A 26410-nucleotide genomic window follows, 5' to 3' on the forward strand; every position below is an offset into this window, starting at 1 on the left:
TACCCTGGAATCTCACGCCCCAAAGGAGGCCATACGCCATGGATTACCTCGCAGCGCTCACCCCGCCCGTAGTGATGGCCGTGGCCTTCACGGCGCTGATCGTGACGATCGTCAAGAGCCAGGGCGGCCCCAACAAGGCCAAGGAGGACGCCGCCGCGGACGCCCTGCTGGCCCGCGCCGAGTCCGCTGCGGAGGCCAAGGCGCAGGGCGCCTGACCGCTCCGCCGCCTATTCGGCGGTGTACGCGCACGGTACGGCCCGGGAATGACTGTCTCGGGTCGTACATCCTTTTTCCGGCCCAAACGCAACGAGATCAACCGGCATTCACGACATCTCCCACTATTGTTCTTGTGTGCCGAGACCATTGGGTGATCTGGAAGACGCGGTGATGACGCGGGTCTGGGAGTGGAACCGCCCGGTCACCGTTCGAGAAGTCCTGGAAGATCTCCAGAAGGAACGGTCGATCGCCTACACGACGGTCATGACCGTATTGGACAACCTTCATCAGAAGGGCTGGGTCCGCCGCGAAGCAGAAGGCCGCGCCTATCGATATGAGGCGGTCTCCACTCGTGCCGCGTACTCGGCCGCACTGATGAACGAAGCGTGGTCCGCCAGTGACAACCCCGCGGCCGCTCTTGTGGCCTTCTTCGACATGATGTCGCCGGAACAGCGACATGCCCTGCGCGATGCCGTGCGGATGGTGCAGATCGACGATCCGGAGAGCGCCGAGCGGGCGGAACAGACCACTCCTGAACGGGCGCCGGAAGCGAGATCGGAAGCCGGAACGGAAGCCGGATCGGAACAGCCCTCTCAAGCCGGAACGGAACAAGCCCCACAAGCGGCACAAGAACGCGCATCCGGCGAAGGTGATGAACCCGAGGCGGGCACCGAGGAGGCGGGGCGATAGCGTCCCGGCATGCCCGTGCATTCAAAAGGCCTCACCGTCCGTCGCGCCCGGACCAGCGATGTCCCTGCGGTACGCCGGCTCATCGACTCGTACTCACGAGATGGCATCCTGCTCGACAAAGCCACCGTCACGCTTTACGAGGACATCCAGGAGTTCTGGGTCGCGGAGCGCGATGAAGACGCCGAGGTCGTCGGCTGCGGCGCACTCCATGTGATGTGGGAAGACCTGGCCGAAGTGCGCACCCTGGCGGTGGATCCGCAGCTCAAGGGCTCGGGAGTCGGCCACCAAGTTCTCGACAAGCTGCTGAGCACCGCGCGCTGGCTCGGAGTGCGGCGCATTTTCTGTCTCACCTTCGAAGTCGACTTCTTCACCAAGCACGGCTTCGTGGAGATCGGCGAGACTCCGGTAGACGGTGATGTCTACAGTGAGCTGCTGCGTTCCTATGACGAGGGCGTTGCCGAGTTCCTCGGGCTCGAACGAGTGAAGCCCAACACCCTGGGCAACAGCCGCATGCTTCTGCACCTGTGATCAGTGTTCTATGTCCGAATCGCTCCCCTATCTCATGGCTACGGAAGCATGTGTTCCCCGCTCTGCGGGCAAGTGAACCCTACCCAAGGGTTTGTGTTTTTCCCGGAAAAGCGGTTTGCTTTCCGTCGTAATCCACATTCGATGAAAGGGAAACCGGTGGCACAGAAGGTTCAGGTTCTTCTTGTCGACGACCTCGACGGCGGCGAGGCCAACGAGACCGTGACGTTCGCTCTCGACGGCAAGTCCTACGAGATCGACCTCACCGACGCCAACGCCGAGAAGCTTCGTGAGTCGCTCGCGGAGTTCGTGAAGGCCGGCCGCCGTACGGGCGGGCGCGCTGCGGGCCGCGGCAAGGCGCGTGCGGCTTCCGCCGGCGGCTCCGGGGACACCGCGAAGATCCGCGCCTGGGCGAAGGAGAACGGTTACAACGTGAATGACCGCGGCCGTGTCCCCGCGGACATTCGCGAGGCATTTGAGAAGGCCAACGGCTGATCGCCGTCAACGCGATCCGATTGACCTTTACGAGCACGCAGCAACCGGGCACGGTGGCACTCCGTTGCCGCCGCGCTCACCAGCCGAATGAGGTCGGGGGCGCCCCCACCGTCTCCGATTCCTGCCCCGATCCCCGTGGTGGGCAGGGAATTCTCCGCCGCGCGCCCCGGCCGGGGAGGTCGCAACCATCCTGCGGCCTCCCGAGCGCCGAATCCGCGCGATGACGGCTCGCCGGTACAGGAGTACGTGGGGACGGCCGGTGCGGGCATCCGCTCTCCGGCCCCGCGTGCACCGAGATCGGGTGCGAGCGCACCCCACTCGAGCCATTCCAGGATTTCCGGGAGTTCCTCGGCGCCGCCGACCGCGATGAGCATGAGCAATTTCGGCCGTTCAATGCGGCGATTTCCGTCCTGCCCGGCTCGCAGCAACGCGACCGGACCGGTGCCCGGCAGCCGCCGCAGCACGGCCCGCCCCGCGTCGGCCGGCATCTCCAGGACGTCGAAACGCTGCCCCACCAGCAGTTCCACCGGCTCCGTGCCGGCGGTCGGCCAGCTCATCTCTTCCTCGTACCACCGGCGGACGGCGGAAAGAGGGCTGCGGGGTCGCGGAAGCGCGCGGGCCATATCCGGTGCAACTCCCCGAAACCCAGGAAGTTACGCTGGGTCGAGATGCGGATACGCACCGTAGCCGTAAGGGCGTGCGGCGGCGCATCCGGTGGCGCGTGGATGTTCGCCCGTAGCGGATGGAAGCGGCCCGCGCCGCATGGAGTGTCAGTGGCAGCGGGTAAGACAGTCACAGTGGGAAGAGACCGTGTGACCGGCGCTCACGGCGATTTACCCCGGCTGATGGCGGGATGCGGTGGGCGTGTCGGCAAGGGGCGCGTTCGCCACGGGCGTAGTGGCGAAGAGCGTATATGCCTGGCCTGCGGGAACATCGTCTCGCACCATCGAGTTGGAGCAGATGTCAGCTGTTCGGCAGTAAATTTCCCCGCCGGAGCGGGGGTGATCCGGACGGGTGTCGGCAGTTGGAATGAGCTGTCCCGCCCCGCGGGACTAGCATGCGGAAGGACAGGGAGGGGATCGTCCCCGATCTTTCTGACCGCTCTGAGGAGCGATTAACGATGTTCGAGAGGTTCACCGACCGCGCGCGGCGGGTTGTCGTCCTGGCTCAGGAAGAAGCCCGGATGCTCAACCACAACTACATCGGCACCGAGCACATCCTCCTGGGCCTGATCCACGAGGGTGAGGGTGTCGCCGCTAAGGCCCTGGAGAGCCTCGGGATTTCGCTCGAGGCGGTCCGCCAGCAGGTGGAGGAGATCATCGGGCAGGGCCAGCAGGCTCCGTCCGGGCACATCCCCTTCACCCCCCGTGCGAAGAAGGTCCTGGAGCTGTCGCTCCGCGAGGCCCTCCAGCTCGGCCACAACTACATCGGTACGGAGCACATCCTGCTCGGCCTGATCCGCGAGGGCGAGGGCGTCGCAGCCCAGGTCCTGGTGAAGCTGGGCGCCGATCTCAACCGGGTGCGGCAGCAGGTCATCCAGCTGCTCTCCGGCTACCAGGGCAAGGAAGCCGCCACCGCCGGCGGCCCCGCCGAGGGCACGCCCTCGACGTCGCTCGTCCTGGACCAGTTCGGCCGCAACCTCACGCAGGCCGCTCGCGAGACCAAGCTCGACCCGGTCATCGGGCGCGAGAAGGAAATCGAGCGGGTCATGCAGGTGCTCTCCCGCCGTACGAAGAACAACCCGGTCCTCATCGGCGAGCCCGGCGTCGGCAAGACGGCGGTCGTCGAAGGACTGGCGCAGGCCATCGTCAAGGGCGAGGTGCCCGAGACCCTCAAGGACAAGCACCTCTACACCCTCGACCTCGGCGCCCTGGTCGCCGGCTCCCGCTACCGCGGTGACTTCGAGGAACGCCTGAAGAAGGTCCTCAAGGAGATCCGCACCCGCGGCGACATCATCCTGTTCATCGACGAGCTCCACACCCTGGTGGGTGCGGGTGCCGCCGAGGGCGCGATCGACGCCGCCAGCATCCTCAAGCCCATGCTGGCGCGAGGCGAGCTGCAGACCATCGGTGCCACGACGCTCGACGAGTACCGCAAGCACCTGGAGAAGGACGCGGCCCTCGAGCGCCGCTTCCAGCCCATCCAGGTCGCGGAGCCGTCGCTGCCCCACACCATCGAGATCCTCAAGGGCCTGCGGGACCGCTACGAGGCGCACCACCGCGTCTCCATCACGGACTCCGCCCTGGTCGCGGCGGCCACTCTGGCCGACCGTTACATCTCCGACCGCTTCCTGCCGGACAAGGCGATCGACCTGATCGACGAGGCCGGCTCCCGAATGCGGATCCGCCGTATGACCGCTCCGCCGGACCTGCGCGAATTCGACGAGAAGATCGCCGATGTGCGCCGGGAGAAGGAGTCCGCGATCGACTCGCAGGACTTCGAGATGGCCGCGGGCCTGCGCGACAAGGAGAAGCAGCTCCTGGCCGCGAAGACCAAGCGGGAGAAGGAGTGGAAGGCCGGCGACATGGACGTCGTCGCCGAGGTCGACGAGGAGCTGATCGCCGAGGTCCTGGCGACGGCGACGGGCATCCCGGTCTTCAAGCTGACCGAGGAGGAGTCGAGCCGCCTGCTGCGCATGGAGGACGAGCTCCACAAGCGCGTCATCGGCCAGAAGGACGCCATCAAGGCGCTCTCCCAGGCCATCCGCCGTACCCGTGCCGGCCTGAAGGACCCGAAGCGCCCCGGCGGTTCGTTCATCTTCGCGGGCCCGTCCGGTGTCGGTAAGACGGAGCTGTCCAAGACCCTCGCCGAATTCCTTTTCGGTGACGAGGACGCGCTGATCTCCCTCGACATGTCGGAGTTCAGTGAGAAGCACACGGTCTCGCGGCTGTTCGGTTCGCCTCCCGGCTACGTCGGCTACGAAGAGGGCGGCCAGCTCACCGAGAAGGTGCGCCGCAAGCCGTTCTCCGTCGTGCTCTTCGACGAGGTCGAGAAGGCCCACCCGGACATCTTCAACTCCCTGCTGCAGATCCTGGAGGACGGTCGCCTGACCGACTCCCAGGGCCGGGTCGTGGACTTCAAGAACACGGTCATCATCATGACGACCAACCTCGGCACGCGGGACATCTCCAAGGGCTTCAACCTCGGCTTCGCGGCCCAGGGCGACACGAAGTCCAGCTACGAGCGGATGAAGAACAAGGTCAACGAAGAGCTCAAGCAGCACTTCCGCCCCGAGTTCCTCAACCGTGTCGACGACACCGTCGTCTTCCACCAGCTGACCGAGGAAGACATCATCCAGATCGTCGACCTCATGATCGCCAAGGTGGACGAGCGGCTCAAGGACCGCGACATGGGCATCGAGCTCAGCGGCGAGGCCAAGTCGCTGCTGGCCAAGCGCGGGTACGACCCGGTGCTCGGCGCCCGTCCGCTGCGCCGCACGATCCAGCGCGAGATCGAGGACGCCCTCTCGGAGAAGATCCTCTTCAGCGAGCTGCGTCCGGGTCACATCGTGGTCGTCGACGTCGAGGGCGAGGGTGACACCGCCAAGTTCACCTTCCGCGGCGAGGAGAAGTCGGCCCTGCCCGACGCCCCGCCGATCGAGTCCGCGACCGGCGGCTCGGGCCCGAACCTGAGCAAGGACGCGTAAGCGCCCGCCTCGCCATACGGGAACCGCCCCGGACCGCTTCGTGCGGGTCCGGGGCGGTTTTCGTTGGGTGGGGCGGTTTTTGTTGGGCTGGGTGGTCCCGTTGGGCGGTAGGGGGTGGGGGCGGGGCCTCACGGGGCGAAGCCCCTACGGGGTGGTCGAACGCATCCCGTAGGGGGTGCGAGGGCCCCCTGCGGGGCCACAACGCGGGGTGACAGGGCGGTATTCCGCGGGCACGCAACGTGATCGGGGAGGGTCGGCTCAGCGGCTCAGCGGCTCAGCGGCTCAGCGGCCCGGCTGCGCAGCTGCCCGACGCCCGGCGGTCCGATCGCCAAGAGGCTCGGCTCCCCTCGGCCGACGCCAGCCCTCGGTTCCCCTCGGCCGAAGCCAGCCCCCGGTTCCCCTCGGCCGACGCCGGCCCCGGCTCCCCTGGGGCGGCATCCGCCCCCCGCCTAGAGCTGGATGACGCGGATGCCGTCGGGGACGCCCGTCACCGGAGGGATGCGGCGGCCGATCCGGAGGGTGTCCAGCTTGGGGAAGGCCGACAGCCATTCCATGGAGACGCCCAGGTCATAGGCGAGCCAGAGGCGGGTGAGGCCGTCCGCCGGGGCGATGCCCTCGATCAGCTGGTCCGGGGTGAAGTGCCCGGAGATCCGGAGGTGCGGACGGCCGCCGAGACGGCGCAGCGCATGCAATTCCCCGATGTCGGCCACCGGGAAATACAGTTCGGCCGGTTCCAGATGGGCGATGATCTCGCGGGCGTAGCGGGCGGTGTCGTAATGCCGCCAGGCCCCGGCGAGCTGCGCCCGTACGGCGTGGTGCTGGTGGTGGCGCAGCCCCGTCAGATAGTCGATCGCCATATCGTCCGCGATGGAGGTGGCGGTGACGGCGAGGAGATACGCCTCGTCGTCGGAGGCGCGGGCGGGTTCGGGGAGCATTTCCAGGACGATCGGCCCGATCCAGCCCAGGGCGCGGGCCGCGGACGGGGTGCCGGGCCGCACCATGTCCCGGGTGAAGCGCTGCACCCGGGCCCGGACCGCAGGGTCCAGCTCGGTGGCGTGTTCCAGGCAGGCGGCCGCCAGCAGCTTGCGGTGCCGGGCCTCGGCGGCCTTGATGCCCGCGTGCGGGGCCAGCAGGCCGTCCAGGAGCGCCGCGCACTCGTCGGGCCGGGCCAGGGCCACGGCCATCCGTATGACGTCCTCCCAGGCGTCGTGGTGGGCGTGGTCGAGGAGCAGCGTGAAGTCGTGCCGCTGGACGGTCGCGCGCGCGGAGAGATAGTCCTGGAAGGTGCGGTGGACGAAGTCGACGGTGCCGGGGGTCGGCTCGCGCAGCAGCCCGGTGCGGTTGAGGAGATGGCGGAACACCTCTTCGGGGCCGCCTTGGCGGGCGGCGTCCGGAATGGCCGGCAGATGCTCGGCGAGGGTCGCGATGGCCGTGTCCCGGTCCATCTCCGAACGCCCGTTGATCAGCATCCAGTGGGCGAGCTTCTGCAGCAGCTGGATCTTGGGCTGCCGGGTCAGCTCGACGCCGTCGGTGGCCACCATCGCCCGCTCCCGGTCGCGGCGCTCCAGCAGCATCGACAGCGCGGCGTCGTAGAGCTCCTTACGGCCGTTGGGCAGATAGCCGCGCCGGTCGCGGTGCAGGGCGCACAGCAGCCCGCACATCAGCGGATTGGTGGCGAGCCGGCCCAGGTCGCGGGTGATGCGGACGGCATTGAGCAGCGTGTGCTCGTAATGCCCGAGCCGGTCGAGGTCGGCCGGGTTCTGCTGGGCGGCGGCCCGGTGCCAGCGCTGGATGAACGCGGCGATGTCCTCCCGGCTCATGGGCGCCAGGGACAGCTCGGTGAAGCCCTCGGCGGCGAGCCAGTTGTCCGGTACGGCGGAGGGGCGGGAGGTGACGATGCAGATGGTTCCCGGGTAGCGGACGGTCCAGTCGCGGAGGCGTTCGCGTACCTCCTCGCGGGCGCTCTCGGGCGCTTCGTCGATCCCGTCGATGAGGAGGAGGGCCCGGCCCTGGCTCAGGACGCGCTCGGCCCAGCCGGGTGGCTGGGCGGCCGCGTCCGGGGAGCCGGTGGCCGCCAGGAAGGCGGCCGGTTCGGGAAAGCCGTCGCGGGCGAAGCGGCGTACGGGGAGGAGGAAGGGGACCCGGTCGCGGAGCCCCGCGAGCGCGTCGGGCAGCTCGTCGCGGGCGGTGGCGACGGTCAGCCACTGGAGGAGCGTGGTCTTGCCGGAGCCGGCGACGCCGCGGATGAGGATGCGGGGGCGGCCGGCGAGGGCCTGCTCGGCGGGGGTCGGGGGCTCGTCGCCCGCGGACTGGGCGGCCGGGTCCGGCTCGCACTGGAGGCCCAGGTAGGCGGCGTCCAGGGGCCAGCTGTCGGGGGAGTGGGCGAGGTCGATGCCGAAGATCGTGAGGTGGTTGTGGGTGGTGGCGGTGGAGCGGGCGTAGTGGGCTTCGAAGGCGGAGTCGGGGGTGGGAGAGGGATCGGACGAGGGGGCGGAGGGGGAGTCGGGGGTGGGGCCCGGCGTGGGGTTTGTGGGATCCATGGGTTTCCCGTAACGGCTGTGGCTGCGGTCAGGTGCGGGGGCGGGGGTAGAGGGTGAGGTTGACGTGGGGTGGGAGCGAGTCGGGGTTCTCGGGGTGGAGGTAGGAGAGGTAGACCTCCTGGAGGTCGGGGAGAGCGGTCAGGGGCGGGAGCTCGATGGGGGCGTCGGCCATGCCGTAGAGCTGGAGTTTTTGGGTGCCGGGGAAAGCGGGGAGGGCGGCGTGCAGGATGCGGAGCAGCTCGGAGACGGGGCTGCGGTCCGTATTGAGGAGGCTGAGGGTCTTCACCTGCGGCAGCTGAAGACCGGGGGGAATGCGCAGGGGGGCGCCTTCGGTGTCCAGGCCGAAGGTGAAGCCCTCCAATTCGGTGAGATGGGTGAGGGTCTGCCACTGGCTTTCGGCGAAGTCGGAGGCCATGCGTCGTAGTTGGATGTACCTCAGATGCGGCCAGGACGTCGCATGGGTGAAGTCGGCGCCGACGGGCTCCCCGAGAGAGAGGTGGGTTAGTGGGGCCGCTGCTGGGAGGGCCGCCAGTCCTTCCGGTGGGAGCGGGGCATAGAGCATCAGGGAGTCGACGTGGCGCAGGCGGTCCAGTCCTTGCGGGATACGCACCGTGCTGTCCTTCGACCCGCTGATGAAGAGGCTGCGGAGGGGTAGATCCGCGAGGGGGGCGACGCTGCCGATTGCGGGACAATCCACAAGTTCCAGCGATTTCAGTGCAGGGAAGTCCCGGAGAAATGTGAGGTCGCGGACTTCCTGGTTGTTGTTGAGCGCCAGATGGGCGATGTTCTGGTAGACCAGCCCGTCGAGAAGTTGCCGGTCGGTGAAGGGGCCGCGGACAGAGGTGCGCGGCCGGCCGCCGAGATCTTTGAGGATGCGCAGCTCGGCCGGGCTGCCGACCCGGATGGGTGCGTCGGCGTCGAGGTGGCAGATGATCTCCTGGGCATAGCGTTCGGTGTCGAAAGATCCCCAGGACAAGGCGAGTTGTGCGCGCGCGCCGAACGCCGGATGCCTCCGGAGGCCCTTCAGTACTTCCAGAGCGGCGTCCGATCCGATGCGCACGGCGGTGACCACCACTTCCTGCGCCTCGTCGTCCTCCAGATGGTCCGAACCGGGCAGCAGCTCCAGAATGATCGACCCCACCGCCGCAAGCAGCTCCGACTCCTCGCGGGAACGGGGCGGCAGGATTGCTCTCGCCCGCTTGTGCACCAGGTCCCGTACGTCCGGATCCAGCTCCGTCGCATGCTCCAGGCAGGCCATGGCGAGGAGATGCACCCGCAGCCGCGTACGAGGACTCCGGATGCCGTCGCCGTGGGCGATCATCGCCCGCAGGATCTCCGCCCGTTCGCGCGGCCGGGCGTGCGCCACCGCCATCCGGATCACGTCCTCCCACTGGGAGTCGACGGAGTGCTCCACCAGCAGCCCGAAGTCGCCCTCCTCGACGGCGGCGCGGGCCCCCAGGTAGTCCTGGAAGGTGCGGTGGACGAAGTCCACGGATCCGGGCGTCGGTTCGCGCAGCAGGCCGCAGCGCAGCAGCAGATGACGGAAGACGGCCGCCGAGTCGCCCTGCGCCGCGGCCGCGGGCACCGCCGGCAGCGCATCGCCGATGATCCGCTCGGCCCGTTCGCGGACGAGTTCCGTGCGGCCGTTGCGGATCAGCCAGTAGGCGAGCCGTTGCAGCAGCTGCACCTGCGGCTCGTCGGCCAGCTCGATGCCCGTCGGCGCCCCCATGTCCCGTTCCCGGTCCCGCCGCGACAGCAGCATCCCCAGCGCCGCGTCGTACAACTCCTTGCGCCCGTGCGGGAGATAGCCGCGCCGGTCGCGGTGGAGTGCGCAGATCAGTCCGCACATCAGGGGGTTGGTGGCCAGGCGGCCGAGGTCCTGTTTGGTGCGGACGGCGGAGAGCAGCGACTGCTCGTACGCGTCCAGCCGGTCGGTGTCCTCGGCGTCCTGGCGCGCCGCGGCGTGCCAGCGTCCGATGAACGCGGTCACTTCCTCGCGGCCCATCGGTGTCAGCGTCAGCTCGTCGAAGCCGTCGGTGGCGAGCCAGTTCTCGCGTACGGCGGAGGGGCGGGTGGTGACCAGCCAGAGGTTGTCCGGGAACGCGTCCAGCAGGTCGCGCAGCCAGGTGCGGGCGGGTCTGCGCTCGGCCTCGGGGATCTCGTCCAGGCCGTCGACCAGGAGCAGGCCGCGGCCCGAGGTCAGGACGCGTTCGGCCCAGCCGTCGGGCTGGGCGCCGGAGACCGGGCAGCCGACGGCGGACAGGAAGCGGTCGGGGGTGGGCAGGGCGGCGCCGGAGCGGGTGAGGGTGCGTAAGGGGAGGACGAAGGGGATGCGGCCGGAGAGGTGGGGGAGGGGGGTGTCGGCGGGGTCCTTGGCGCAGGAGACCGCCAGCCACTGGATGAGGGTGCTCTTGCCGGAGCCGGCGACGCCGCGCAGCAGGACCCGGTCGAAGTCGGCGAGGGCCCGGTCGGCGGGCCGGGGCGGGCGGGGCGGTGGTTCCTGGGCTCCGGCGCCGGTGATGACGGTGAACTCGTGGCGGGGGCTGGTCGCGCCCAGGCTCAGATACGCGGAGTCCAGCGGCCACCGGTCCGGGGAGTGGGCGAGATCGATGCCGTAGATGGTCAGCCGGCTGTGCTTGCGGGCGATGTAGGTGAGGTAGCTGCGCTCGAAGGCGGTGTCGGCGGCGCGCGGGGAGGGGTGGGCCTCCAGGAAGGCGTCGATCTTGGTGATCACGCCGTCCAGGGTCCGGCTCTGCTCGACGAGGGTGCGGGCCACGAACGTCGACCGCTGGGTGAAGAAGTGGACGATGTGCAGGCAGGCCGTGCTGAGCAGGGTGTGATGGAGCAGCTCGGCGTCCCGGGTGAGGCCGCGGGTGGCGTGCGGGGCGGCGCCCATCAGGCGCTCCGCGAGGACGCTGTGGCCGAGCAGGACGGCCTGTACGTCGTCCATGGCGAGCGCGCCGAGGCCGCTCAGCGTGGCGGCCAGGGCGTCGGCCACCGCCGTTTCCTCGTCCTCGGGGCACGGCCGCTCGCCGGGGCGGGCGGCGCGTACGGACCTGGACACCAGCTCCGCCGCGAGTCTGTGCAGGTCCTTGTCGGTGAGGGTGCGTTTCTCGCCCTTGAAGGACACCAGGCCGGAGATCCGTACGGGGCCGGAGACGAGCCCGGCGCCCGGCCCTTCCTGGACGAACAGTTTCTTCACGAGGGGCGCGACCACGCCCGAGGCGAGCCGGATGCCCACTGCTGACGGTTCCACCATGCGGGCGGCCTCCCCCGTGGCTGCTGATGTCGTCCGGGCCAGGCTACGCGCCGAGGGGCCGCCGGGTGGGCAATTCGCGTAATTCTCGGGATTTCAGGTAACCCGCGTCACGTTGCTCAGGTCACAAAGAAAGCCGTGGATCTTATTCGGCGGTGACATGGCGCACAGCGTATTTGGCGCCTACTAGAGAAATTAGGGGATTGGCGGGGCGGCGCGGCGGGGGCGATGCCGCTCAGGGGAGCGGGTGGTCGACGGAGCGTGGGGTGTCGACGTAATGGCAGGTCGGAAGCGGTGTGCGGGTGCCGTGATGTCGCCGGTGAGCAGGTTTCGTCGCCTCGCAATGGCCTGAATTACATCGGGTCGAGTACGGCATCGGGTAGTAGCGGGGGCGGCTTGGCGGGGCGCCGAATGCGGGTTACCAAGGAATGGCCAACCCGGTCCGCAGCCGGGAGAAGCCCCCTGAATTCCTGATTCCAGATCACTGGAGGAAAAACCCGCATGTCCAAGTTCGCTGCCATCCGCAATTCCAAGAACTCCGCGAAGAAGTCCGTACTGCGCAATCGCGTCGCCGTGGTCGCCGGTGGTCTCGGCATAGCCGCCGCGCTGGGCGCCGGTGTCGCCAGCGCCGCCGACTCGAGCCTGATGAACCTCTCCGCGAACATCGGCTCCACGGTCAGCAACCAGGCCGCCGCGCAGGCCAAGGCCGTCAAGGACGCGAAGGTGGCCGCGGCGAAGGCCAAGGCGAAGGCCGTGCAGGCCCGGAAGGACGCGGCCCAGCGGGCCGAGGCCTGGGTCAAGCCGGTCGACAGCTACACCCTGGGCGAGCCGTTCGGTATTCCGGGCAGCCACTGGGCGCACAAGCACAGCGGTCAGGACTTCGTCGTGCCGACCGGCACCCAGGTCCACGCCGTGCACCACGGCACCGTGGTCAAGGCCGGCCCCTGGGGCGGCGGCGACGGCCCGGCGTACGGCAACGCCATCGTGATCCAGCACGACAACGGCACGTACACCCAGTACGCGCACCTCTCACAGATCCAGGTCCAGGTGGGCCAGCAGGTCGCCACGGGCGAGCAGATCGGGCTCTCCGGCAGCACCGGCAACTCCACCGGCCCGCACCTGCACTTCGAGGTCCGCACCGGTCCCGACTACGGGACGGGCATCGAGCCGACCGGATTCCTGCGGGCTCACGGCGACGCCGTCTGAGCTGAATCCGGCCGGACTGGCCGGCGGTTCGGCGGGTTTGCCGCCGTGACCAGTTCTGTGGCGACCTCGAGGATGGCCTTGCGCTTCTCCTCGGGGTCGCCTTCGAGGTTCTGCATCGCGAACATGCCCGCGTGGATCGAGAACAGCGCCGTGAGGCAGCGCACCTGATCCGCCAGCTCCGCATCGGGCTCCCTCAGGAGGCCGAAGAGGGTGTGCATGCGCTCCTTGAAGGTGTCGCCGATGGCGAGGTCGCGTACGGTCGCCTGGTTCTCCTGCATGAAGCGGAAGAGGGGTTCGGCGTCGCGGAGCGATGCGCCGTAGCGGCGGATCACTTCCTGCTTGGTGGCGAGGGTGCGGGGCTGCGCCTCGGCCCAGGTGATCAGCTCGTCGATGGGACCGCGCAGGTCCTCGAACAGGCTGATGACGATGTCTTCCTTGGTCTTGAAGTGGTAGTACAGCGCCGCCTTGGTGACGTCGAGCTTCTCGGCGATCTCACGCAGCGAGGTCTTCTCGTAGCCCTGCTCGGAGAACAGCCCCAGAGCGACGTCCTGAATGCGCTGCCGGGTGTTTCCCCGGCGCGTGTGCGGTGTGCTCATGGCCTTCTCCTGCGTGGTCGCTGCGTCGCTGCCGCGTCGTTGCTGCGTGGTTCGTCTGTGATTCGCATGTGATGTGCACGTGCTGCTTGCGTAGTCGGTGCTGGTCAGAGGGCTGCCCCGTCGGGCGCCCCAGAAACTTACTTGACGCCCGGCTAGTTAGCCGCCTACCTTCCTCACTGTACTGAACTAGCCGGGCGGCAAGTAAGTAGGAGTGGGAGAAGTGACGACGGGGATGTCGCAGAAAGCGGCCTCAGCGGGGGACAGACAGATATCGGCAGCGGACGGGGGGAAGAAGCCCGCCAGCGTGCGGGTGGTCCTCTTCGCGCTGATGATCGCGATGCTTCTCGCGATGCTGGACAACATGATCGTGGGTACGGCGATGCCCACCATCGTCGGTGAACTGGGCGGGATGGAGCACCTGTCCTGGGTGGTCACCGCGTACACGCTCGCCACCGCCGCATCGACCCCGATCTGGGGCAAGCTCGGCGACATGTTCGGGCGCAAGGGCGTCTTCCTGACGTCCATCGTGATCTTCCTGATCGGCTCCGCGCTGTCCGGCATGGCCCAGGACATGGGGCAGCTGATCGGCTTCCGCGCGGTGCAGGGCCTGGGCGCGGGCGGCCTGATGGTCGGCGTCATGGCCATCATCGGCGATCTGATTCCGCCGCGGGAGCGCGGCAAGTACCAGGGCATGATGGCCGGTGTCATGGCCGTCGCGATGATCGGCGGACCGCTGGTCGGCGGCGGCATCACCGACCACCTCGGCTGGCGCTGGAGCTTCTACATCAACCTGCCGCTCGGCGCGGTCGCACTGATCATGGTCACCGCGGTGCTGCACCTGCCGAAGAAGCGGTCGAAGGCCCGGATCGACTACGTCGGTTCCGCGCTGCTCACCCTCGGCATCACCGCGCTGGTGCTGCTCACCACCTGGGGCGGGACCGAGTACGCCTGGACCTCGCCGCAGATCCTGGGGCTGGGCGCGGGCGGCGTCGTCGCCCTGCTGCTCTTCGTCCTGGTGGAGCGCAAGGTCAGCGAGCCGGTGGTGCCGCTGCACATCTTCCGTAACGGCAACTTCTCGCTCATCACGGTCATCGGCTTCCTCGTCGGCTTCGTGATGTTCGGGTCGATGACCTTCCTGCCGCTGTTCCAGCAGACCGTGCAGGGCGCCTCGGCCACCAACTCGGGCCTGCTGCTGCTCCCGATGCTGCTGGCGATGATGGCCGTCTCGCTGTTCGCCGGCCGGGTCACCACCACGACCGGCAAGTACAAGGTCTTCGTGGTCGTCGGCGGCGCGCTCATCACGGCCGGTCTGGCCCTGCTGTCCCTGATGGACACCGACACCACCCGCTTCACCTCGGGGCTCTACATGGCGGTGCTCGGCGCCGGTATGGGCTTCCTGATGCAGACCACGATGCTGATCGCGCAGAACAGCGTCGAGATGAAGGACATGGGCGTCGGCTCCTCCTCGGCCACCCTCTTCCGTACGATCGGCGGCTCGTTCGGCGTCGCCATCCTCGGCGCGATCTTCACCAGCCAGGTGAAGACGACGATGGTCGACCGGCTCGGTGCCGCGGCCGGCGCCAAGGTCACCGGCGGCGGCGCCCAGATGGACCCGAAGCGCCTGCCGCAGCTGCCGCCGGTGGTCCAGGACGCGTACGCACACGCCGTGGCCAACGGCAGCCACCAGGTTTTCCTGTGGGGCGCGGCCGTCAGCATCATCGGTTTCGCCGCGGCCTGGTTCCTGAAGGAGGTCCCGCTGCGGGGCGGCCCGGCGGCCCCCAAGCCGGACGCGGACGCGGCGGCGGACGAGGCGCCGATGATGGAGCCCGCAGGCGTCTGACGGACGGCGGCGGTCCGGCCGGACCGGAGCGACCGTCTTGAACGGAGCGGCCCTCGCATACGCGGGGGCCGCTCGTCATTCCGTGTCGGACGGGAACATGAACCCCAGGCGCTCGCCCAGCGTCTTCCGTTGCTCGGGCGTCGCGAACACCATCACGGTGTCGTAGACGCGGTGCTGCTCCCGTTGGAAGTCGAGGACGCACCAGTCACGGGGGTCGTCCTCGTGACCGGTCGCCTCGATGGCGTCGCAGGCCGCCTGGTGGTCGTAGTAGTCGGTCGCCCGGTGCTCGGCGTCGATGGACACGGTCTTGCCGTCGCGCACGAACTCCAGGATGTCGTCCCGGCCGTCCGCGAGCTCGCCCTCGCCCTCGACGAGCCGGACATCGGTGATGGCGACCCTGTTGCCCGCGACCTCGGAAGCAGCTTCCAGGAGGTAGGCGTAGCCCTCGTGGATCGAGTCGATGTCGTCGGCGTGCACCGAGACCGCCACACCGAAGTGTTCGAGCGCGCAGGCCGCCTCGTAGTGGTCCCCCGCCTCGTCCGCGTAGTCGGCGAACTCCTCGATGCCGCGCCGCAGCCGCTCCTCGGAGATCATGCCGATCTCGTGGAGGACGGTGCCGACCTGGGCATACGTGAACGTTGTCGGGTCCTCGTCCTCGTCCTCGTACGCGACGAAGGCGAAGCCCAGCCGGTCGTGGAGGGCCGCCGCCTGCCCGGGGGTGGCGAGGACCAGGACGGTGTCGCCCCCGCTGCGCGGTGTGCCCTCGAAGTCGATCTCGTGCCAGGAGCGGGGGTCGTCGTCGGCGACGGTCATCACGACGGCATCGACGGCCGCCCCCGGGTTGAAGTAGTGATCCGAAAAGTGCTCGACGCCGATGGTGACGGGCTCGCCGTTCCGCTCGAATTCCAAAGTGTCGAAACGGTCGCCGAAGGGGTTCGCGAAATCGCCCTCGCCCTCGACGAGCCGGAAGTTGGTGATGGTGACGTTGTCGCCGGCGATCGCGGCGGCGTCCCTCATCAGCACCTCGTACTCGTAGTGGAGGTCGACGCTGGTGGAACTGACCGAGATCGCCACGCCGAACTCTTCGAGGGCGTCGGCCGCGTTGCCGTAGTCCAGTTCGTCGTCGGCGCCATGGGCCCATTCTTCGAGGACACGGTCTCTCGCTTCCTCGGACACCATGCCGAGGTCGTGCAGGACCGCGCCTATGCGGGCGTAGGTGAGCGAGGGCGGCTGGGTGGTGTTGTCGGGCGGATGGCCGGCTCCCTCTGCCCCGGATTGATGCGGCGTGATGCCGAGGTCGCGGAGGATGTCGCCTATGCGCCTATAGGTATTCGCCGATTCGTTCGACATGCAGGCGATCTTGCCAGGCGGCCGTCGCCGGTGTGGCCCGTTCCGAGCGCCTTGCCCCGCCGAGCGTCTCGACGGGGCAAGTCAGGTCAGGCGCCGGTCAGTTCGCCGTCCTGGACGGCGGCAATGAAGGACGTCCAGCCGGCGGCCGGGAAGACGAGCGCCGGGCCGTGCGGGTCCTTGCTGTCGCGGACGGGGACGAGGCCGGGGAGGTCGTCGCGGACCTCCAGGCATTCGGCGCCTTCACCGTTGCTGTAGCTGCTCTTGCGCCAGGAGGCAGAGCTCACGTCAGTCCTGTTGCTGCGCTTCATTTCTGTAGCCCCTTGCCGATTCCTCGATCATGGCCAGGGACGCCTTGGGTGACAGTGCGGCGGCCCTGAGCAGATCGTACGAGCTTCGGTAGTCCCTCACGAGGGGTGGATAGTCGATGAGTTGGCCGTGGTGAACGCCCTCGGTCCAGACGATCGGTGGGGAGTCCGGAAAGGTCATGACTTTGAGAACCCCCATCATGAGTGAGTGTTGGACCTCCGGTTCCGGAAGGATTTGCACAACGCACTGAGTCGACCTGATCAGTTCGGCGATGTGTTCCAGCTGCTCGGCCATCTCGTCGGGTGGGAGGACCGCCTTACGGATCAGCGGCTCGGCGAGGATCCCCCAGTACGTGGCGCGGTGGTCACGCCTCCAGAATTCGGCGCGTGCCAGCCTTGCGCGGACGCGCTTTTCCACAATTTCGGGTGGTACCCACAGTGCTGTGGTCTGCACGATGTGCCGGGCGTACGCCTTGGTCTGAAACAGGCCCGGGAGGATGAACGGCGCCCAGTCCTCGACCGTCGTAGCGGTCTTCTCCAGTTCCGGGATCTTCGCGAAGTACGGCGGATGTCCGACCAGGCGCGCCTTTTGCGCATCTTCGCAACGGCGCTCGAAAAAGCCGTTCGTGGCAAGCTTCTTGTCGACGTGCCGGGCCAGATCCTCCGGCATCGCCCGCTCCCCCCGCTCGATCTGGCTGAGGAACGAGAGGCCGCGGAAGCTGCCCTCCACCAGCTGTTCCAGCGTGAGGCCGGCTTTTTCTCTCTGGTAGCGCAACTCCGCACCGTAGAAACACGGAACGCTCGCCGAAGCGTCAGGATCCTTCCGAGGGGGCATAACTCACCACCGCTGCTTGCAGGTTGCCCGCTGCAACCCCGTAGCGGCAACGCTACGCCGTGTGACGACGCGCCGTGCGCGTTTCATCACAATCCGTACAGGAGACAACCCCTGGCATGGATGCATCAAACGGGGATCTGGCGGGGCAGGTGGTGCAGGTGCTTGTCGCCCTCGCCACGGGGGCGGGCACCAGCATCGGAACGGTCGCGGGGCAGCACGCCGCGGCCCTCGCGCGGGAGCGTCTACAGGGAGCGGAGGAGGGCCGCGAGGCGCTGGCGCGGCTGGAGCGCGCGCCCGACGATCCCGACGCGGCGGCCGCCGTCCGCTCGGCTCTCGACGCCGCGCTGTCGGCCCCGGAGTTCGCCGCCGCGTTGCGGACGGCGCTGAACGGGCCGCCGTCGGCACCGGCGTCGGTGACCGGCAGCGTGGTGATCACGGGCAGCAGGCTGAAGGGCAACCAGATCGCCCTCGGTCCGCTGACCGTCACCAACAACCGGTCCGGACGGCTGACCGTGGCGGCCCTCGCCCTGGCCCTGGTCCTGGCCGTCGCGCTCGTCGTCTACGGCGGAGTGCAGCTGTTATCGGGTGACGACTCCGGCGGGGATTCCGCGCGGGGCCTGGAGGAGTCGGCCGTGACCACCAAGGACCTGGCCGGCGGGGCGAATCCATGGACGGTGGAGGCCGTCACGAACAACGGCAGGCCCGTCTACGCGGCCCTGAGCGAGGGGCGGACGCAGCCCGCGGAGTGCCGTCCGCTGGTGGACGTACTGAGCCACAAACCGGCCGAGCTGCCGACGCCCACCCACTTCGGCCAGGTACGCCGTCTCGATGCGACGTCGCGCAGCTGGACGGTACGCATGGGCCTGCGCGGATACGCCGACGAGGCGACCGCGAAGACGGTCGTGGACAAGGTCATCGGTGCCCTGTCGACGTGCGGCTCCTTCACGCTCGACCCCAACGCGACCCTCGTCAACGACGAGACCGAGGTGACGGGGGTGACGCCCGGGGACGGCAATGTGCCGGGGGAGCGCGCCGGCTACACCCTGGAGATGTCGTCCGACGGCTCGTCCGCCCATCCGCTGATGCGGGTGACGGTGCACCGCAAGGGGGCGCGCCTCGTCGTCTTCTACCAGGGCGGCGAGACGGAGTCGGATCTGACGCCGGCGTCTCAACTGCCCACGCAGGAGCAGCTGCGGAAGATGTGAGGAGAACCGGCCGGGCCGCCGGTCAGCGGTCCGGCAGGTGGATGACCGGGAAGCTGCCCGTGCTCGTCGGTGCGTTCTCCGGCAGCCACAGCACCGACACCGCGCCCGTCGAGCCGTCCGTCAGCTCGTCGGCGTTGCGGAAGGTGAGGCGGGCGCCGAGGACGCGGGCCTGACCTGCGGCGATGGTCAGGCCGAGGCCGTGGCCGCGGCCGGCGCGGTCGGTGCTGCCGGTGCGGAAGCGGCTTGGGCCCTCGCGCAGGAGGTGCTCGGGGAAGCCGGGGCCGTGGTCGCGGACGCGCAGGACGCGGCCCTCGACCGTGACCTCGATGGGCGGCTTGCCGTGCCGGGCCGCGTTGGCGATGAGGTTGCCGAGGATGCGTTCCAGGCGGCGGGGGTCGGTGGTGACGTCGGCGTCCCGTACGACGTCGACGCTGACGTCCTGGCTGAGCGCGCGGACGCGGCGGCTGACGAATTCGCCCAGGGCGACGTCCTGAAGCTCGGCGCGCTCGGCGTAGCCGTCGAGGCGGGCCACTTCGAGGACGTCCTCGACGAGGGTGCGCAGCGCCTGGGCGCGGTCGCGGACCAGCTCGGAGGGGCGGCCGGGGGGCAGGAGTTCCGCGGCGGTGAGGAGCCCGGTCACCGGGGTGCGCAGTTCGTGGGCGATGTCGGCGGTGACCCGGCGCTCGGCCTCGATGCGCTGCTGGAGGGCATCGGACATGGCGTCGACGGCCCAGGCGAGGTCGTCCGTCTCGTCGCGGACGCGGCCGCCGACCTCGTCACGGATGCGGACGGACGTATCGCCCTCGGCGAGCTTGCCCGCGGCGGCGGCCGCCTTGCGCAGCCGCTGGGAGAGCTGCCCGCCGATCAGTACGCCCAGTGCGCAGCCGCCGAGGACGACCGCGGACGAGCCGATCAGCAGCGCCCGGTCCAGGTCGTCCAGGACGGTGAAGCGGTCGAAGAAGGGGTCGTGCAGGGACAGCACCTGGCCGTTGCCGAGCGGGGTGGCCGCCCAGACCTCGGGGGCCTGGTCGCCGTCGTCCTGGACGTAGGTGGCGCGCTCGCCCTCGCCGATCTCCTTCTTGAGGGCCTCCGGCAGCGCCGGGTCGTTGATGCGGGCGCCGAACTGGAGGCGGTTGCTCGACCGGAAGATCTTCTCGGTGAAGTTGAGCCGCTCGACCTGCACGTCGCGGCTGCTGTCGAGCATGGAGTGCCGGGCCGCGTTGTGCACGACAAGGCTCAGCGCGATCGCGACCAGCGCTCCCACGAGCGCGATCGCCGCGCTGAGCTTCCATCTCAGGCCCGTGCGCAGGGCCAGCCTGACCACCGGGGGTGTCAGCCTCTCAGCTTGTAGCCGAAGCCGCGGACCGTCTCGATCCGGTCCTGGCCGATCTTGCCGCGCAGCCGCTGGACGTGGACGTCGACGACGCGGGTGTCGCCGCCCCAGCCGTAGTCCCAGACCCGCTCCAGGAGGCGGTCGCGGGAGAGGACCGTACCAGGGGCGTTGGAGAATTCCAGCAGCAGCCGCATCTCGGTGGGGGTGAGGGCGACGTTCTGGCCGGCCTTGCGGACCTCCATGCCCTCGGTGTCGACCTCCAGGTCGCCGAAGCGCAGGACGGCCTCGGCGGGCCCGTCCGTGTCGGTGGCGCCGTTGCCGTTGCCGTCGGGGCCGCTGGCGTGGCCGAAGCGGCGCAGGACGGCGCGGATCCGGGCGACCAGGACGGCGCCGTCGAAGGGCTTGGTGACGTAGTCGTCGGCGCCGGCCTCCAGGCCGAGAACGACGTCGATGGAGTCGGCGCGGGCCGAGAGCATGATCACCGGGACCGTGGACTCGTCGCGGATGCGGCGGCACAGGCTGACGCCGTCCAGGCCCGGCACCATGACATCGAGCAGGGCGATGTCCGGGCGGTTGGCGCGGAACGCCTCCAGCCCGGCGAGCCCGTCGGGCATGGCGGTGACCTCGAAGCCGTCCCGCTCCAGGGCGAGCTGGGTGGCCTCGCGGATCACGTCGTCGTCCTCGACGAAGAGCACATGGGTGTCGGCCATGCCGTTGTCTCAACCCTCCGATCCCGTGCCGTCGGTGGCCACGGGTGCGTTGTCGACGGTGGTCTTGCTGTAGTCGGTGTGGGACTTCTCGCCGTACGGGGTGAAGCGGTCGTCCGACCAGCGGTAGGTCAGGACGTCCTCGCCCGATGGGCAGCACACCGGGTCGTCGGCTTCATAGGTCTGCACGGAGACCTCCAGGCCTCCCTTGCTGACCCCGGCGGAGACCGACGGCTGCTCATTGCGGTACACGTTGTCATACCCGCCGTCGCGCTGTTTACGGAACACATAGGCGCCGAGGCCGACGGAGTCCGCGCAGGTCATGACGTTGACGATGACGTCGGGGTCTTTGTTGCCGGTCAGTGAGGCGTACGTCACCTCGACCGGGTACTCGTCCGCCGCGCAGGGCTTGGCGAGGGACTTCTTCACGTCGTCGCCGACCTTGGGGTCGTGCTTGAGCAGCTCGACCGCGTCGACCTTCTTGTAACCGGAGGCCGGGGAGGGGACGGCGCTCACCTTGCCCGCGGGTGCGGGCGTGCCCGTGGCCGAGCCCTCGGTCCGTACGCCGTCGCCACCGGGATTGCATCCGGCCAGCAAAAGGCCGACGGCGGCCACGCCCGCCGTGACCGCGCCGCCTCTGGTCAACCCCCCGGTCAACCTGTTCCTGGACAATCCGCTCCTGCTCACCGTGCCGCTCGCACAGCCGCTGGTCCCGCCGCTGCTCGTGTGGTGCTCTGTCGTGCTCGTGTGGCGATTGTCGCGCGACATGCCGTGAAGTGTGCCGCGACGTTCGTCACGGTCAGGCCGCGCACCGCTCCCGGTCCCGGTCGCCGCGCTCCAGCATCCGCGCGTCGATGTCGCGATTCTCCAGCTCCTGGCGGAGCCGGGCGAGGGCTCGGTGCAGCGTGCTCTTGACCGTCCCGGTGGACATGCCCAGCGCCGCCGCGGTCTCCTCCGTGCTCATCTGCTCCCAGTGTCGCAGCACGACCACGCTGCGTTGCTTGGGCGCGAGCACGCCGAGGATGTCCATCAGCAGGGCCCGGTCGGCGCGCTGCTCGGTGCCGTCGTCGACGCTCGCGTCGGGGAGCTGCTCGGTGGGCACCTCCTCCAGCTTGCGGGCGCGCCACCACTCCGTACGGGTGTTGATCATGACGCGGCGGAGGTAGGCGTCGGCCAGCGACTTGTCGGCGATGCCGTCCCAGCGGCCGTACGTGCGGACGAGGGCCGTCTGGAGCAGGTCCTGGGCGTCGACCGGGTCCGGGACCAGTCGCCGGGCGCTGCGCAGCAGGGCCTCCTGCCGCGTACGCACATACTCTTCGAAGTCCAGTACCTTGCCGCCGCTGGTCGCCATCCCGACGCCTCCGATCCGCTTGCGTTCCCCACGTTGAATGCGCTGGCGGTCATCTCCAGCACGAGGAAGACGCTACGGAGGGGGTGTTGCGACGTAATGTGCATCGCCCCCACAGCGAATGCACGGAAATCCTTCGGTTGTGTAACAGCAGGCCAGGGGTCATACCTGGGGCGGACGGCGGGCCGGTTCGGGTCATACTCCGGGGGGATGAGGGCGCCCGCCTAAAGGCCGACGGCCCCAATCAAGCGCAATCAAGCCGAATTGGGGCCGCTTTCAGCCACGCGGTGATGCGGGCTTCGGTCGTTACGCGTGCGGCAGCCGGTACCGGCCGCCGCCCAGCGGCTCCACCAGGCCGTCCGAGACCAGCCCGTCGAGCGCACGGGCCCGCTGCACCGGCTCGTCCCACACCGCGTCCAGCACCTGCTGCGGCACCGGAGCCACCGCCTCCCGCAGTACGGCCAGCAGCTTGCCGCGCACCTGGCGGTCGGTGCCGGCGTACGTCTGGGTGCGCCGCGGCGGACCCTCGTGCGCCGGCGATCCGGCCAGTCGCCAGGCGCACTGCGCCGCGATCGGGCAGCGCTGACACTCCGGGGAGCGCGCCGTGCACACCAGGGCGCCCAGCTCCATCGTGGCCGCCGCCCAGCGCGCCGCCAGCTGCTCGTCCTCGGGCAGCAGGGCGCGGGCGAGCTTGCGCTCGGCGGCCGTGGTGGCGTTCGGCGGGTACTGGGAGCCGGTGACCGCGCGGGCGAACACCCGGCGCACATTGGTGTCCAGCACCGCGTGCCGCTGCCGGTACGCGAAGGACGCCACGGCCGCGGCGGTGTACTCGCCGACACCGGGCAGCGCCAGCAACTGGCCGTGCTCGCGCGGTACGTCACCGCCGTGCCGCTCCTGTATGGCGGACGCGGCCGCGTGCAGCCGCAGCGCGCGCCGCGGATAGCCGAGCCGGCCCCAGGCGCGGACCGCCTCGCCCGGCGCCTCGGCGGCCAGGTTGGCGGGGCGCGGCCAGCGGGCCAGCCACTGCTCGTACACCGGCAGCACTCGGCTGACCGGCGTCTGCTGCAGCATGAACTCGCTGACCATCACGCCCCAGGCACCCGCCTCGGGGCGGCGCCAGGGCAGATCACGGGCGTGCTCGTCGAACCAGTCGGTGACCGGGCCGTGCAGCGCGGTCCCGTCGGCGGCCTCCGCGGCGGAAGCGGCGGAGGTGGTCTCGGCGGCGGCGGTCATGGCAGTGGATGTGGCAGGCGTCGAAGTCATGGCACCACCGATCCTGGCACGCCCACGCCCGCCCGGGAAACGCCCCGGCCCCGCGCCGCCCGCGCCCACTCGCACGCGGGACGGCCCGGTACGTACGGGTGGCCGCTACCGGCGGTACGCGGGGGAAGCGGCCACGAGGGAATCAGGAGGGAACAGGAGGGAAGAAGATGTGGTCATGAGCGAAGAAAATCCGGTCACAAAGGACAGCCCGTGCCCGGTGGAAATCCGTCGGGCGCTGGCCGCGCATACGACGATGACCTTGGCGTATGTGGACGAGGACGGGCCGCAGGCGGCCGCGGTGCTGTACGCGCCCGGCCCGGACGCGGGGCCGGTCCTCTACTTCGTCACCTCGACCGGCACGCGGCACGGCCGGGCGCTGGCCGGACCCGCACCCGCGAGCGGCGGCGCGCGCGTCGCCTTCACCGCGCAGCGCGACGGCCAGGAGTGGAGCGGGCTGACCGGTCTTCAGGGGCGGGGCCGCTGCCGGCCGCTGGGGGACGACGAGCGGGCGGCCGGCTGGCGCGTCTACACCGGACGCTTCCCCTTCGTCGCCGAGAGCGAGTCGCTGCGCGCGGCCCTGGAGCGGACCACGCTGTGGGAGCTGCGCCCCGACTGGCTGCGGCTGATCGACAACGGCCGCGGATTCGGGCACAAGGAGGAGTGGCGGCGGGCCGGGAGCGCGTAGCCGCCCTGGGCCGTTTCCGTCCGCGCCGTTTCGCCGGGCCGTTTCCGCCGGGTGGTTTTCGGTGCGCAAACGTCCGGAACGCGCGGGGCGCGGCACATCGGGTGTGATCGTGCCGGATCGGTGGCAATGCCCCACACCGGCTCCCCGACGGGCCGTATCCGGGCCGATGATGGGAAAAGTTGCAGCGTCGTGCGGCGGGTACTGGCCGGTCTGCGCGCCGATCTCTCGTAGAGTTTCCACGTGGGATCACTGCGCAATCCGATCGGGCCGCTTCCCTCCTCCATCTACTGGCGGCGGAGGGCCGTTGCGCTGGCCATCGTCGCACTGCTCGCCCTTGTGGTCGTGTGGGTCCTCAGCATGGGCGGGGACACCGAACAGACCGGCGGCAAGGGCGGCAACGGCAAGGCGCACGGCTCGGGGCCGGCGACGTCCATCACGCCCGGCCCCTCCGGCAGCGGGCCGGCGATCAGTCAAAAGCCGGGCGGGCGTGGCGGATCGGGCGGCGGGGGCGAGTCGGGCTCGGACGGTGCGGGCGGCGGGTCCGGATCGGACGAGGGCGACAAGGGCTCCGGCGACGGCGCGGCCGGCGGCGGTTCCGCCGGCGGGCCCATCGGCGAGGGCGCGGGCGGCAAGCTCGTACCTGCCGACTCCCCGCTCCTCAACTGCACCACCAGCGGTGCCGAGTTGAGTCTCCGCAGCGTCAAGAGCAGCTACAAGCAGGGTGAGAAGCCGCGGTTCGAGCTGACGGTCGAGAATTCCGCGGACGTCGCCTGCAAGGTCGACCTGGGCCGCAAGGCCGCGGTGCTGACGATCAAGGACTCCGCGGGCGACGACCGGGTGTGGGCCTCCAACGACTGCCCCGCGGGCACGAGCCCGGCCCTCCTGAAGGTTCCGTCGAAGGGCTCCGTGGAGCGCACCGTCGAATGGGACCGGCGGGCCAGCGCCCCGCAGTGCGCGACCCCGAGCGCGGCGGCGGTGCCGGCCGGGAAGTACGTCATCGAGGCGAAGGTGCCGGGGCTGGACCCGGCGGAGGCGAAGTTCACGCTCGCCAAGGGCTGAGCCGGCCCCGGGGCCGGATCGCGGAGGGCCGGGCCCGGCGGGAAGCGGGCCGGCCCGGGGCGTACGCTGCGGCGGCCGCGACGGGCGCCCGCCGCACCGTACGGCGCCCAGGCGTCAGACGTACCGCTCCAGGATCGACGACTCCGCCAGCCGCGACAGGCCCTCGCGGACCGAACGGGCGCGGGCCTCGCCGACGCCGTCGACGGCCTGGAGGTCGTCCACGCTGGCGGCGAGCAGCTTCTGGAGGCCGCCGAAGTGGTCGACGAGGCGGTCGATGACCGTGCCGGGCAGCCGGGGGACCTTCGCCAGCAGGCGGAAGCCGCGCGGGGAGACCGCGGAGTCCAGCGTCTCGGGCGCGCCGCTGTAGCCCAATGCGCGGGCCACGGCGGGGAGTTCGAGGAGCTCGGTGTGGCTGAGCGAGTCCAGCTCGGCGAGCGCCTCGGCGACCGTGCGGGAGCGCTTGGCGGTCGGCTCGGGGACGTAGTCGCGGACGACCAGCTCGCGTTCCGGCTCCACGCCGGCGATCAGCTCGTCCAGCTGGAGCGAGAGGAGGCGGCCGTCCGTGCCGAGCTCGACGACGTACTCGGCGATCTCCGTGGCGATGCGGCGGACCATTTCGAGGCGCTGGGCGACGGCGGTGACGTCCCGGACCGTGACCAGGTCCTCGATCTCGAGGGCGGAGAGGGTGCCGGCGACCTCGTCCAGGCGGAGCTTGTAGCGCTCCAGGGTCGCCAGGGCCTGGTTGGCGCGGGAGAGGATCGCGGCCGACTCCTCCAGGACCCGGCGCTCGCCGTCGACGTACAGGGCGATCAGGCGCATCGACTGGCTGACCGAGACGACCGGGAAGCCCGCCTGGATGGAGACGCGCTGGGCCGTGCGGTGACGGGTGCCGGTCTCCTCGGTGGGGATCGAGGCGTCGGGGACGAGCTGGACGCCGGCCCGCAGGATCTTGGTGATGTCCTTGTCGAGGACGAGGGCGCCGTCGAGCTTGCACAGTTCGCGCAGGCGGGTGGCGGTGAATTCGACGTCGAGGACGAAGCCGCCGGTACACATCGACTCGACGGTCTTGTCCCAGCCGAGGACGATCAGGCCGCCCGTATTGCCGCGCAGGACCCGTTCCAGGCCGTCGCGCAGGGCCGTACCGGGCGCGACGGCGCTCAGCGTGGCGCGCATCAGGCGATCGGTGCCGGAGCTCCCGGACCTGCCGGGAGCCGATGCCCGGTCGTTGGCTGCCACTGCACTCCTCCGTCGCAAGGTCATTCGGTCCGCGGGCCGCCCGGCCCGTGCTGCGGTGACGTACTCAGCGAGAG

The 26410-nt window shown here is 69.8% G+C and carries 23 protein-coding genes; 10 read left to right on the top strand and 13 right to left on the bottom strand.

Annotated elements, in window-relative coordinates:
* The first annotated feature begins 38 nt into the window (after window positions 1–38).
* The 4 genes from AC5677_RS22060 (at window position 39) to AC5677_RS22075 (ending at window position 1926) form a co-directional block, all read left to right on the top strand.
* Complete coding sequence (locus AC5677_RS22060; protein ID WP_497189647.1) at window positions 39–215, top strand: hypothetical protein; 177 nt, start codon at window positions 39–41, stop codon at window positions 213–215.
* Window positions 216–387: 172 nt separating this feature from the next.
* Window positions 388–906, top strand: coding sequence for a BlaI/MecI/CopY family transcriptional regulator (locus AC5677_RS22065; protein ID WP_497196711.1), 519 nt, complete (start codon window positions 388–390; stop codon window positions 904–906).
* Between the two features lie 9 nt (window positions 907–915).
* Window positions 916–1434 carry an amino-acid N-acetyltransferase gene (locus AC5677_RS22070; RefSeq protein ID WP_467937496.1) on the top strand — a complete coding sequence of 173 codons (519 nt, stop codon included), beginning with the start codon at window positions 916–918 and terminating at the stop codon, window positions 1432–1434.
* A 156-nt stretch (window positions 1435–1590) separates the two neighbouring features.
* Complete coding sequence (locus AC5677_RS22075) at window positions 1591–1926, top strand: histone-like nucleoid-structuring protein Lsr2 (protein ID WP_497196712.1); 336 nt, start codon at window positions 1591–1593, stop codon at window positions 1924–1926.
* On the opposite strand, the gene AC5677_RS22080 is transcribed toward AC5677_RS22075, so the two are convergent.
* Window positions 1857–2549, bottom strand: a complete 693-nt coding sequence (locus AC5677_RS22080) for an SCO3374 family protein (RefSeq protein ID WP_497189648.1) — start codon at window positions 2547–2549, stop codon at window positions 1857–1859. The genes AC5677_RS22075 and AC5677_RS22080 overlap by 70 nt on opposite strands.
* 497 nt (window positions 2550–3046) lie before the next feature.
* Here AC5677_RS22080 and AC5677_RS22085 point away from each other — a divergent pair, with 497 nt between their 5' ends.
* Window positions 3047–5572 (top strand): ATP-dependent Clp protease ATP-binding subunit, encoded by a 2526-nt coding sequence (locus tag AC5677_RS22085; RefSeq protein WP_403498792.1) that lies wholly within the window; start codon window positions 3047–3049, stop codon window positions 5570–5572.
* A gap of 449 nt (window positions 5573–6021) precedes the next feature.
* Here AC5677_RS22085 and AC5677_RS22090 read toward each other — a convergent pair whose 3' ends face one another.
* Both AC5677_RS22090 and AC5677_RS22095 read right to left on the bottom strand, forming a co-directional pair.
* Window positions 6022–8112, bottom strand: a complete 2091-nt coding sequence (locus AC5677_RS22090; RefSeq protein ID WP_497189649.1) for an NACHT domain-containing protein — start codon at window positions 8110–8112, stop codon at window positions 6022–6024.
* 28 nt (window positions 8113–8140) lie between these two features.
* Window positions 8141–11371: an NACHT domain-containing protein gene (locus AC5677_RS22095; RefSeq protein ID WP_497189650.1), complete on the bottom strand. Its 3231-nt coding sequence runs from the start codon at window positions 11369–11371 to the stop codon at window positions 8141–8143.
* 498 nt (window positions 11372–11869) lie between these two features.
* Here AC5677_RS22095 and AC5677_RS22100 point away from each other — a divergent pair, with 498 nt between their 5' ends.
* Window positions 11870–12574 carry a M23 family metallopeptidase gene (locus AC5677_RS22100; RefSeq protein ID WP_497189651.1) on the top strand — a complete coding sequence of 235 codons (705 nt, stop codon included), beginning with the start codon at window positions 11870–11872 and terminating at the stop codon, window positions 12572–12574.
* On the opposite strand, the gene AC5677_RS22105 is transcribed toward AC5677_RS22100, so the two are convergent.
* Complete coding sequence (locus AC5677_RS22105) at window positions 12556–13170, bottom strand: TetR/AcrR family transcriptional regulator (RefSeq protein ID WP_497189652.1); 615 nt, start codon at window positions 13168–13170, stop codon at window positions 12556–12558. The two genes, AC5677_RS22100 and AC5677_RS22105, sit on opposite strands and share 19 nt — an antisense overlap.
* Before the next feature lie 232 nt (window positions 13171–13402).
* Here AC5677_RS22105 and AC5677_RS22110 point away from each other — a divergent pair, with 232 nt between their 5' ends.
* On the top strand, window positions 13403–15010 hold the full coding sequence (locus AC5677_RS22110; protein ID WP_497189653.1) for an MDR family MFS transporter: 1608 nt from the start codon (window positions 13403–13405) through the stop codon (window positions 15008–15010).
* Between the two features lie 75 nt (window positions 15011–15085).
* Here AC5677_RS22110 and AC5677_RS22115 read toward each other — a convergent pair whose 3' ends face one another.
* The 3 genes from AC5677_RS22115 to AC5677_RS22125 all read right to left on the bottom strand — a co-directional run bounded on the left by AC5677_RS22115 (window position 15086) and on the right by AC5677_RS22125 (window position 17500).
* The gene (locus tag AC5677_RS22115) at window positions 15086–16360 is read right to left on the bottom strand and encodes a hypothetical protein (RefSeq protein ID WP_497189654.1); all 1275 of its coding nucleotides are present in this window, start codon (window positions 16358–16360) and stop codon (window positions 15086–15088) included.
* Window positions 16361–16446: 86 nt separating this feature from the next.
* Window positions 16447–16668, bottom strand: coding sequence for a DUF397 domain-containing protein (locus AC5677_RS22120; RefSeq protein ID WP_497189655.1), 222 nt, complete (start codon window positions 16666–16668; stop codon window positions 16447–16449).
* A complete protein-coding gene (locus AC5677_RS22125; RefSeq protein ID WP_497189656.1) occupies window positions 16646–17500 on the bottom strand; it encodes a helix-turn-helix domain-containing protein in 855 nt (284 codons plus the stop codon). Before AC5677_RS22125 ends, AC5677_RS22120 begins: the two co-directional genes overlap by 23 nt.
* A 116-nt stretch (window positions 17501–17616) precedes the next feature.
* Between AC5677_RS22125 and AC5677_RS22130 the strand changes: the two genes are divergently transcribed.
* Complete coding sequence (locus tag AC5677_RS22130) at window positions 17617–18705, top strand: hypothetical protein (RefSeq protein WP_497189657.1); 1089 nt, start codon at window positions 17617–17619, stop codon at window positions 18703–18705.
* Window positions 18706–18727: 22 nt separating this feature from the next.
* Here AC5677_RS22130 and cseC read toward each other — a convergent pair whose 3' ends face one another.
* The 5 genes from cseC to AC5677_RS22155 all read right to left on the bottom strand — a co-directional run bounded on the left by cseC (window position 18728) and on the right by AC5677_RS22155 (window position 23356).
* Window positions 18728–20029, bottom strand: coding sequence for a two-component system sensor histidine kinase CseC (gene cseC / locus AC5677_RS22135; protein ID WP_497189658.1), 1302 nt, complete (start codon window positions 20027–20029; stop codon window positions 18728–18730).
* An 8-nt stretch (window positions 20030–20037) separates the two neighbouring features.
* Window positions 20038–20748, bottom strand: a complete 711-nt coding sequence (gene cseB / locus AC5677_RS22140) for a two-component system response regulator CseB (protein ID WP_497189659.1) — start codon at window positions 20746–20748, stop codon at window positions 20038–20040.
* A gap of 9 nt (window positions 20749–20757) precedes the next feature.
* Window positions 20758–21390, bottom strand: coding sequence for a hypothetical protein (locus tag AC5677_RS22145; protein ID WP_497189660.1), 633 nt, complete (start codon window positions 21388–21390; stop codon window positions 20758–20760).
* 154 nt (window positions 21391–21544) lie between these two features.
* Window positions 21545–22096, bottom strand: coding sequence for a SigE family RNA polymerase sigma factor (locus AC5677_RS22150; protein ID WP_400070844.1), 552 nt, complete (start codon window positions 22094–22096; stop codon window positions 21545–21547).
* Window positions 22097–22399: 303 nt separating this feature from the next.
* Window positions 22400–23356, bottom strand: a complete 957-nt coding sequence (locus tag AC5677_RS22155) for an HhH-GPD family protein (RefSeq protein WP_497189661.1) — start codon at window positions 23354–23356, stop codon at window positions 22400–22402.
* A 175-nt stretch (window positions 23357–23531) separates the two neighbouring features.
* Here AC5677_RS22155 and AC5677_RS22160 point away from each other — a divergent pair, with 175 nt between their 5' ends.
* Together AC5677_RS22160 and AC5677_RS22165 are read left to right on the top strand one after the other, a co-directional pair.
* Window positions 23532–24041 carry a pyridoxamine 5'-phosphate oxidase family protein gene (locus AC5677_RS22160; RefSeq protein WP_497189662.1) on the top strand — a complete coding sequence of 170 codons (510 nt, stop codon included), beginning with the start codon at window positions 23532–23534 and terminating at the stop codon, window positions 24039–24041.
* Window positions 24042–24281: 240 nt separating this feature from the next.
* The gene (locus AC5677_RS22165; protein WP_497189663.1) at window positions 24282–25100 is read left to right on the top strand and encodes a hypothetical protein; all 819 of its coding nucleotides are present in this window, start codon (window positions 24282–24284) and stop codon (window positions 25098–25100) included.
* Between the two features lie 114 nt (window positions 25101–25214).
* Here AC5677_RS22165 and disA read toward each other — a convergent pair whose 3' ends face one another.
* Window positions 25215–26336, bottom strand: coding sequence for a DNA integrity scanning diadenylate cyclase DisA (disA, locus tag AC5677_RS22170; RefSeq protein WP_403827007.1), 1122 nt, complete (start codon window positions 26334–26336; stop codon window positions 25215–25217).
* Between the last annotated feature and the right edge of the window lie 74 nt (window positions 26337–26410).

The organism is Streptomyces sp. JLSY215 (assembly GCF_059682825.1).

Bases quoted from the DNA above. Each gene is read 5' to 3' on its own strand.
- AC5677_RS22115 (WP_497189654.1), bottom strand. From the start codon at position 16,360: ATGTCGAACGAATCGGCGAATACCTATAGGCGCATAGGCGACATCCTC.
- AC5677_RS22160 (WP_497189662.1), top strand. From the start codon at position 23,532: ATGAGCGAAGAAAATCCGGTCACAAAGGACAGCCCGTGCCCGGTGGAA.
- AC5677_RS22105 (WP_497189652.1), bottom strand. From the start codon at position 13,170: ATGAGCACACCGCACACGCGCCGGGGAAACACCCGGCAGCGCATTCAG.
- AC5677_RS22060 (WP_497189647.1), top strand. From the start codon at position 39: ATGGATTACCTCGCAGCGCTCACCCCGCCCGTAGTGATGGCCGTGGCC.
- AC5677_RS22150 (WP_400070844.1), bottom strand. From the start codon at position 22,096: ATGGCGACCAGCGGCGGCAAGGTACTGGACTTCGAAGAGTATGTGCGT.
- AC5677_RS22110 (WP_497189653.1), top strand. From the start codon at position 13,403: ATGTCGCAGAAAGCGGCCTCAGCGGGGGACAGACAGATATCGGCAGCG.
- AC5677_RS22125 (WP_497189656.1), bottom strand. From the start codon at position 17,500: ATGCCCCCTCGGAAGGATCCTGACGCTTCGGCGAGCGTTCCGTGTTTC.
- AC5677_RS22100 (WP_497189651.1), top strand. From the start codon at position 11,870: ATGTCCAAGTTCGCTGCCATCCGCAATTCCAAGAACTCCGCGAAGAAG.
- AC5677_RS22130 (WP_497189657.1), top strand. From the start codon at position 17,617: ATGGATGCATCAAACGGGGATCTGGCGGGGCAGGTGGTGCAGGTGCTT.
- cseB (WP_497189659.1), bottom strand. From the start codon at position 20,748: ATGGCCGACACCCATGTGCTCTTCGTCGAGGACGACGACGTGATCCGC.
- AC5677_RS22065 (WP_497196711.1), top strand. From the start codon at position 388: ATGACGCGGGTCTGGGAGTGGAACCGCCCGGTCACCGTTCGAGAAGTC.
- AC5677_RS22070 (WP_467937496.1), top strand. From the start codon at position 916: ATGCCCGTGCATTCAAAAGGCCTCACCGTCCGTCGCGCCCGGACCAGC.
- AC5677_RS22120 (WP_497189655.1), bottom strand. From the start codon at position 16,668: ATGAAGCGCAGCAACAGGACTGACGTGAGCTCTGCCTCCTGGCGCAAG.
- AC5677_RS22155 (WP_497189661.1), bottom strand. From the start codon at position 23,356: ATGACTTCGACGCCTGCCACATCCACTGCCATGACCGCCGCCGCCGAG.
- AC5677_RS22095 (WP_497189650.1), bottom strand. From the start codon at position 11,371: ATGGTGGAACCGTCAGCAGTGGGCATCCGGCTCGCCTCGGGCGTGGTC.
- AC5677_RS22090 (WP_497189649.1), bottom strand. From the start codon at position 8,112: ATGGATCCCACAAACCCCACGCCGGGCCCCACCCCCGACTCCCCCTCC.
- AC5677_RS22085 (WP_403498792.1), top strand. From the start codon at position 3,047: ATGTTCGAGAGGTTCACCGACCGCGCGCGGCGGGTTGTCGTCCTGGCT.
- AC5677_RS22080 (WP_497189648.1), bottom strand. From the start codon at position 2,549: ATGGCCCGCGCGCTTCCGCGACCCCGCAGCCCTCTTTCCGCCGTCCGC.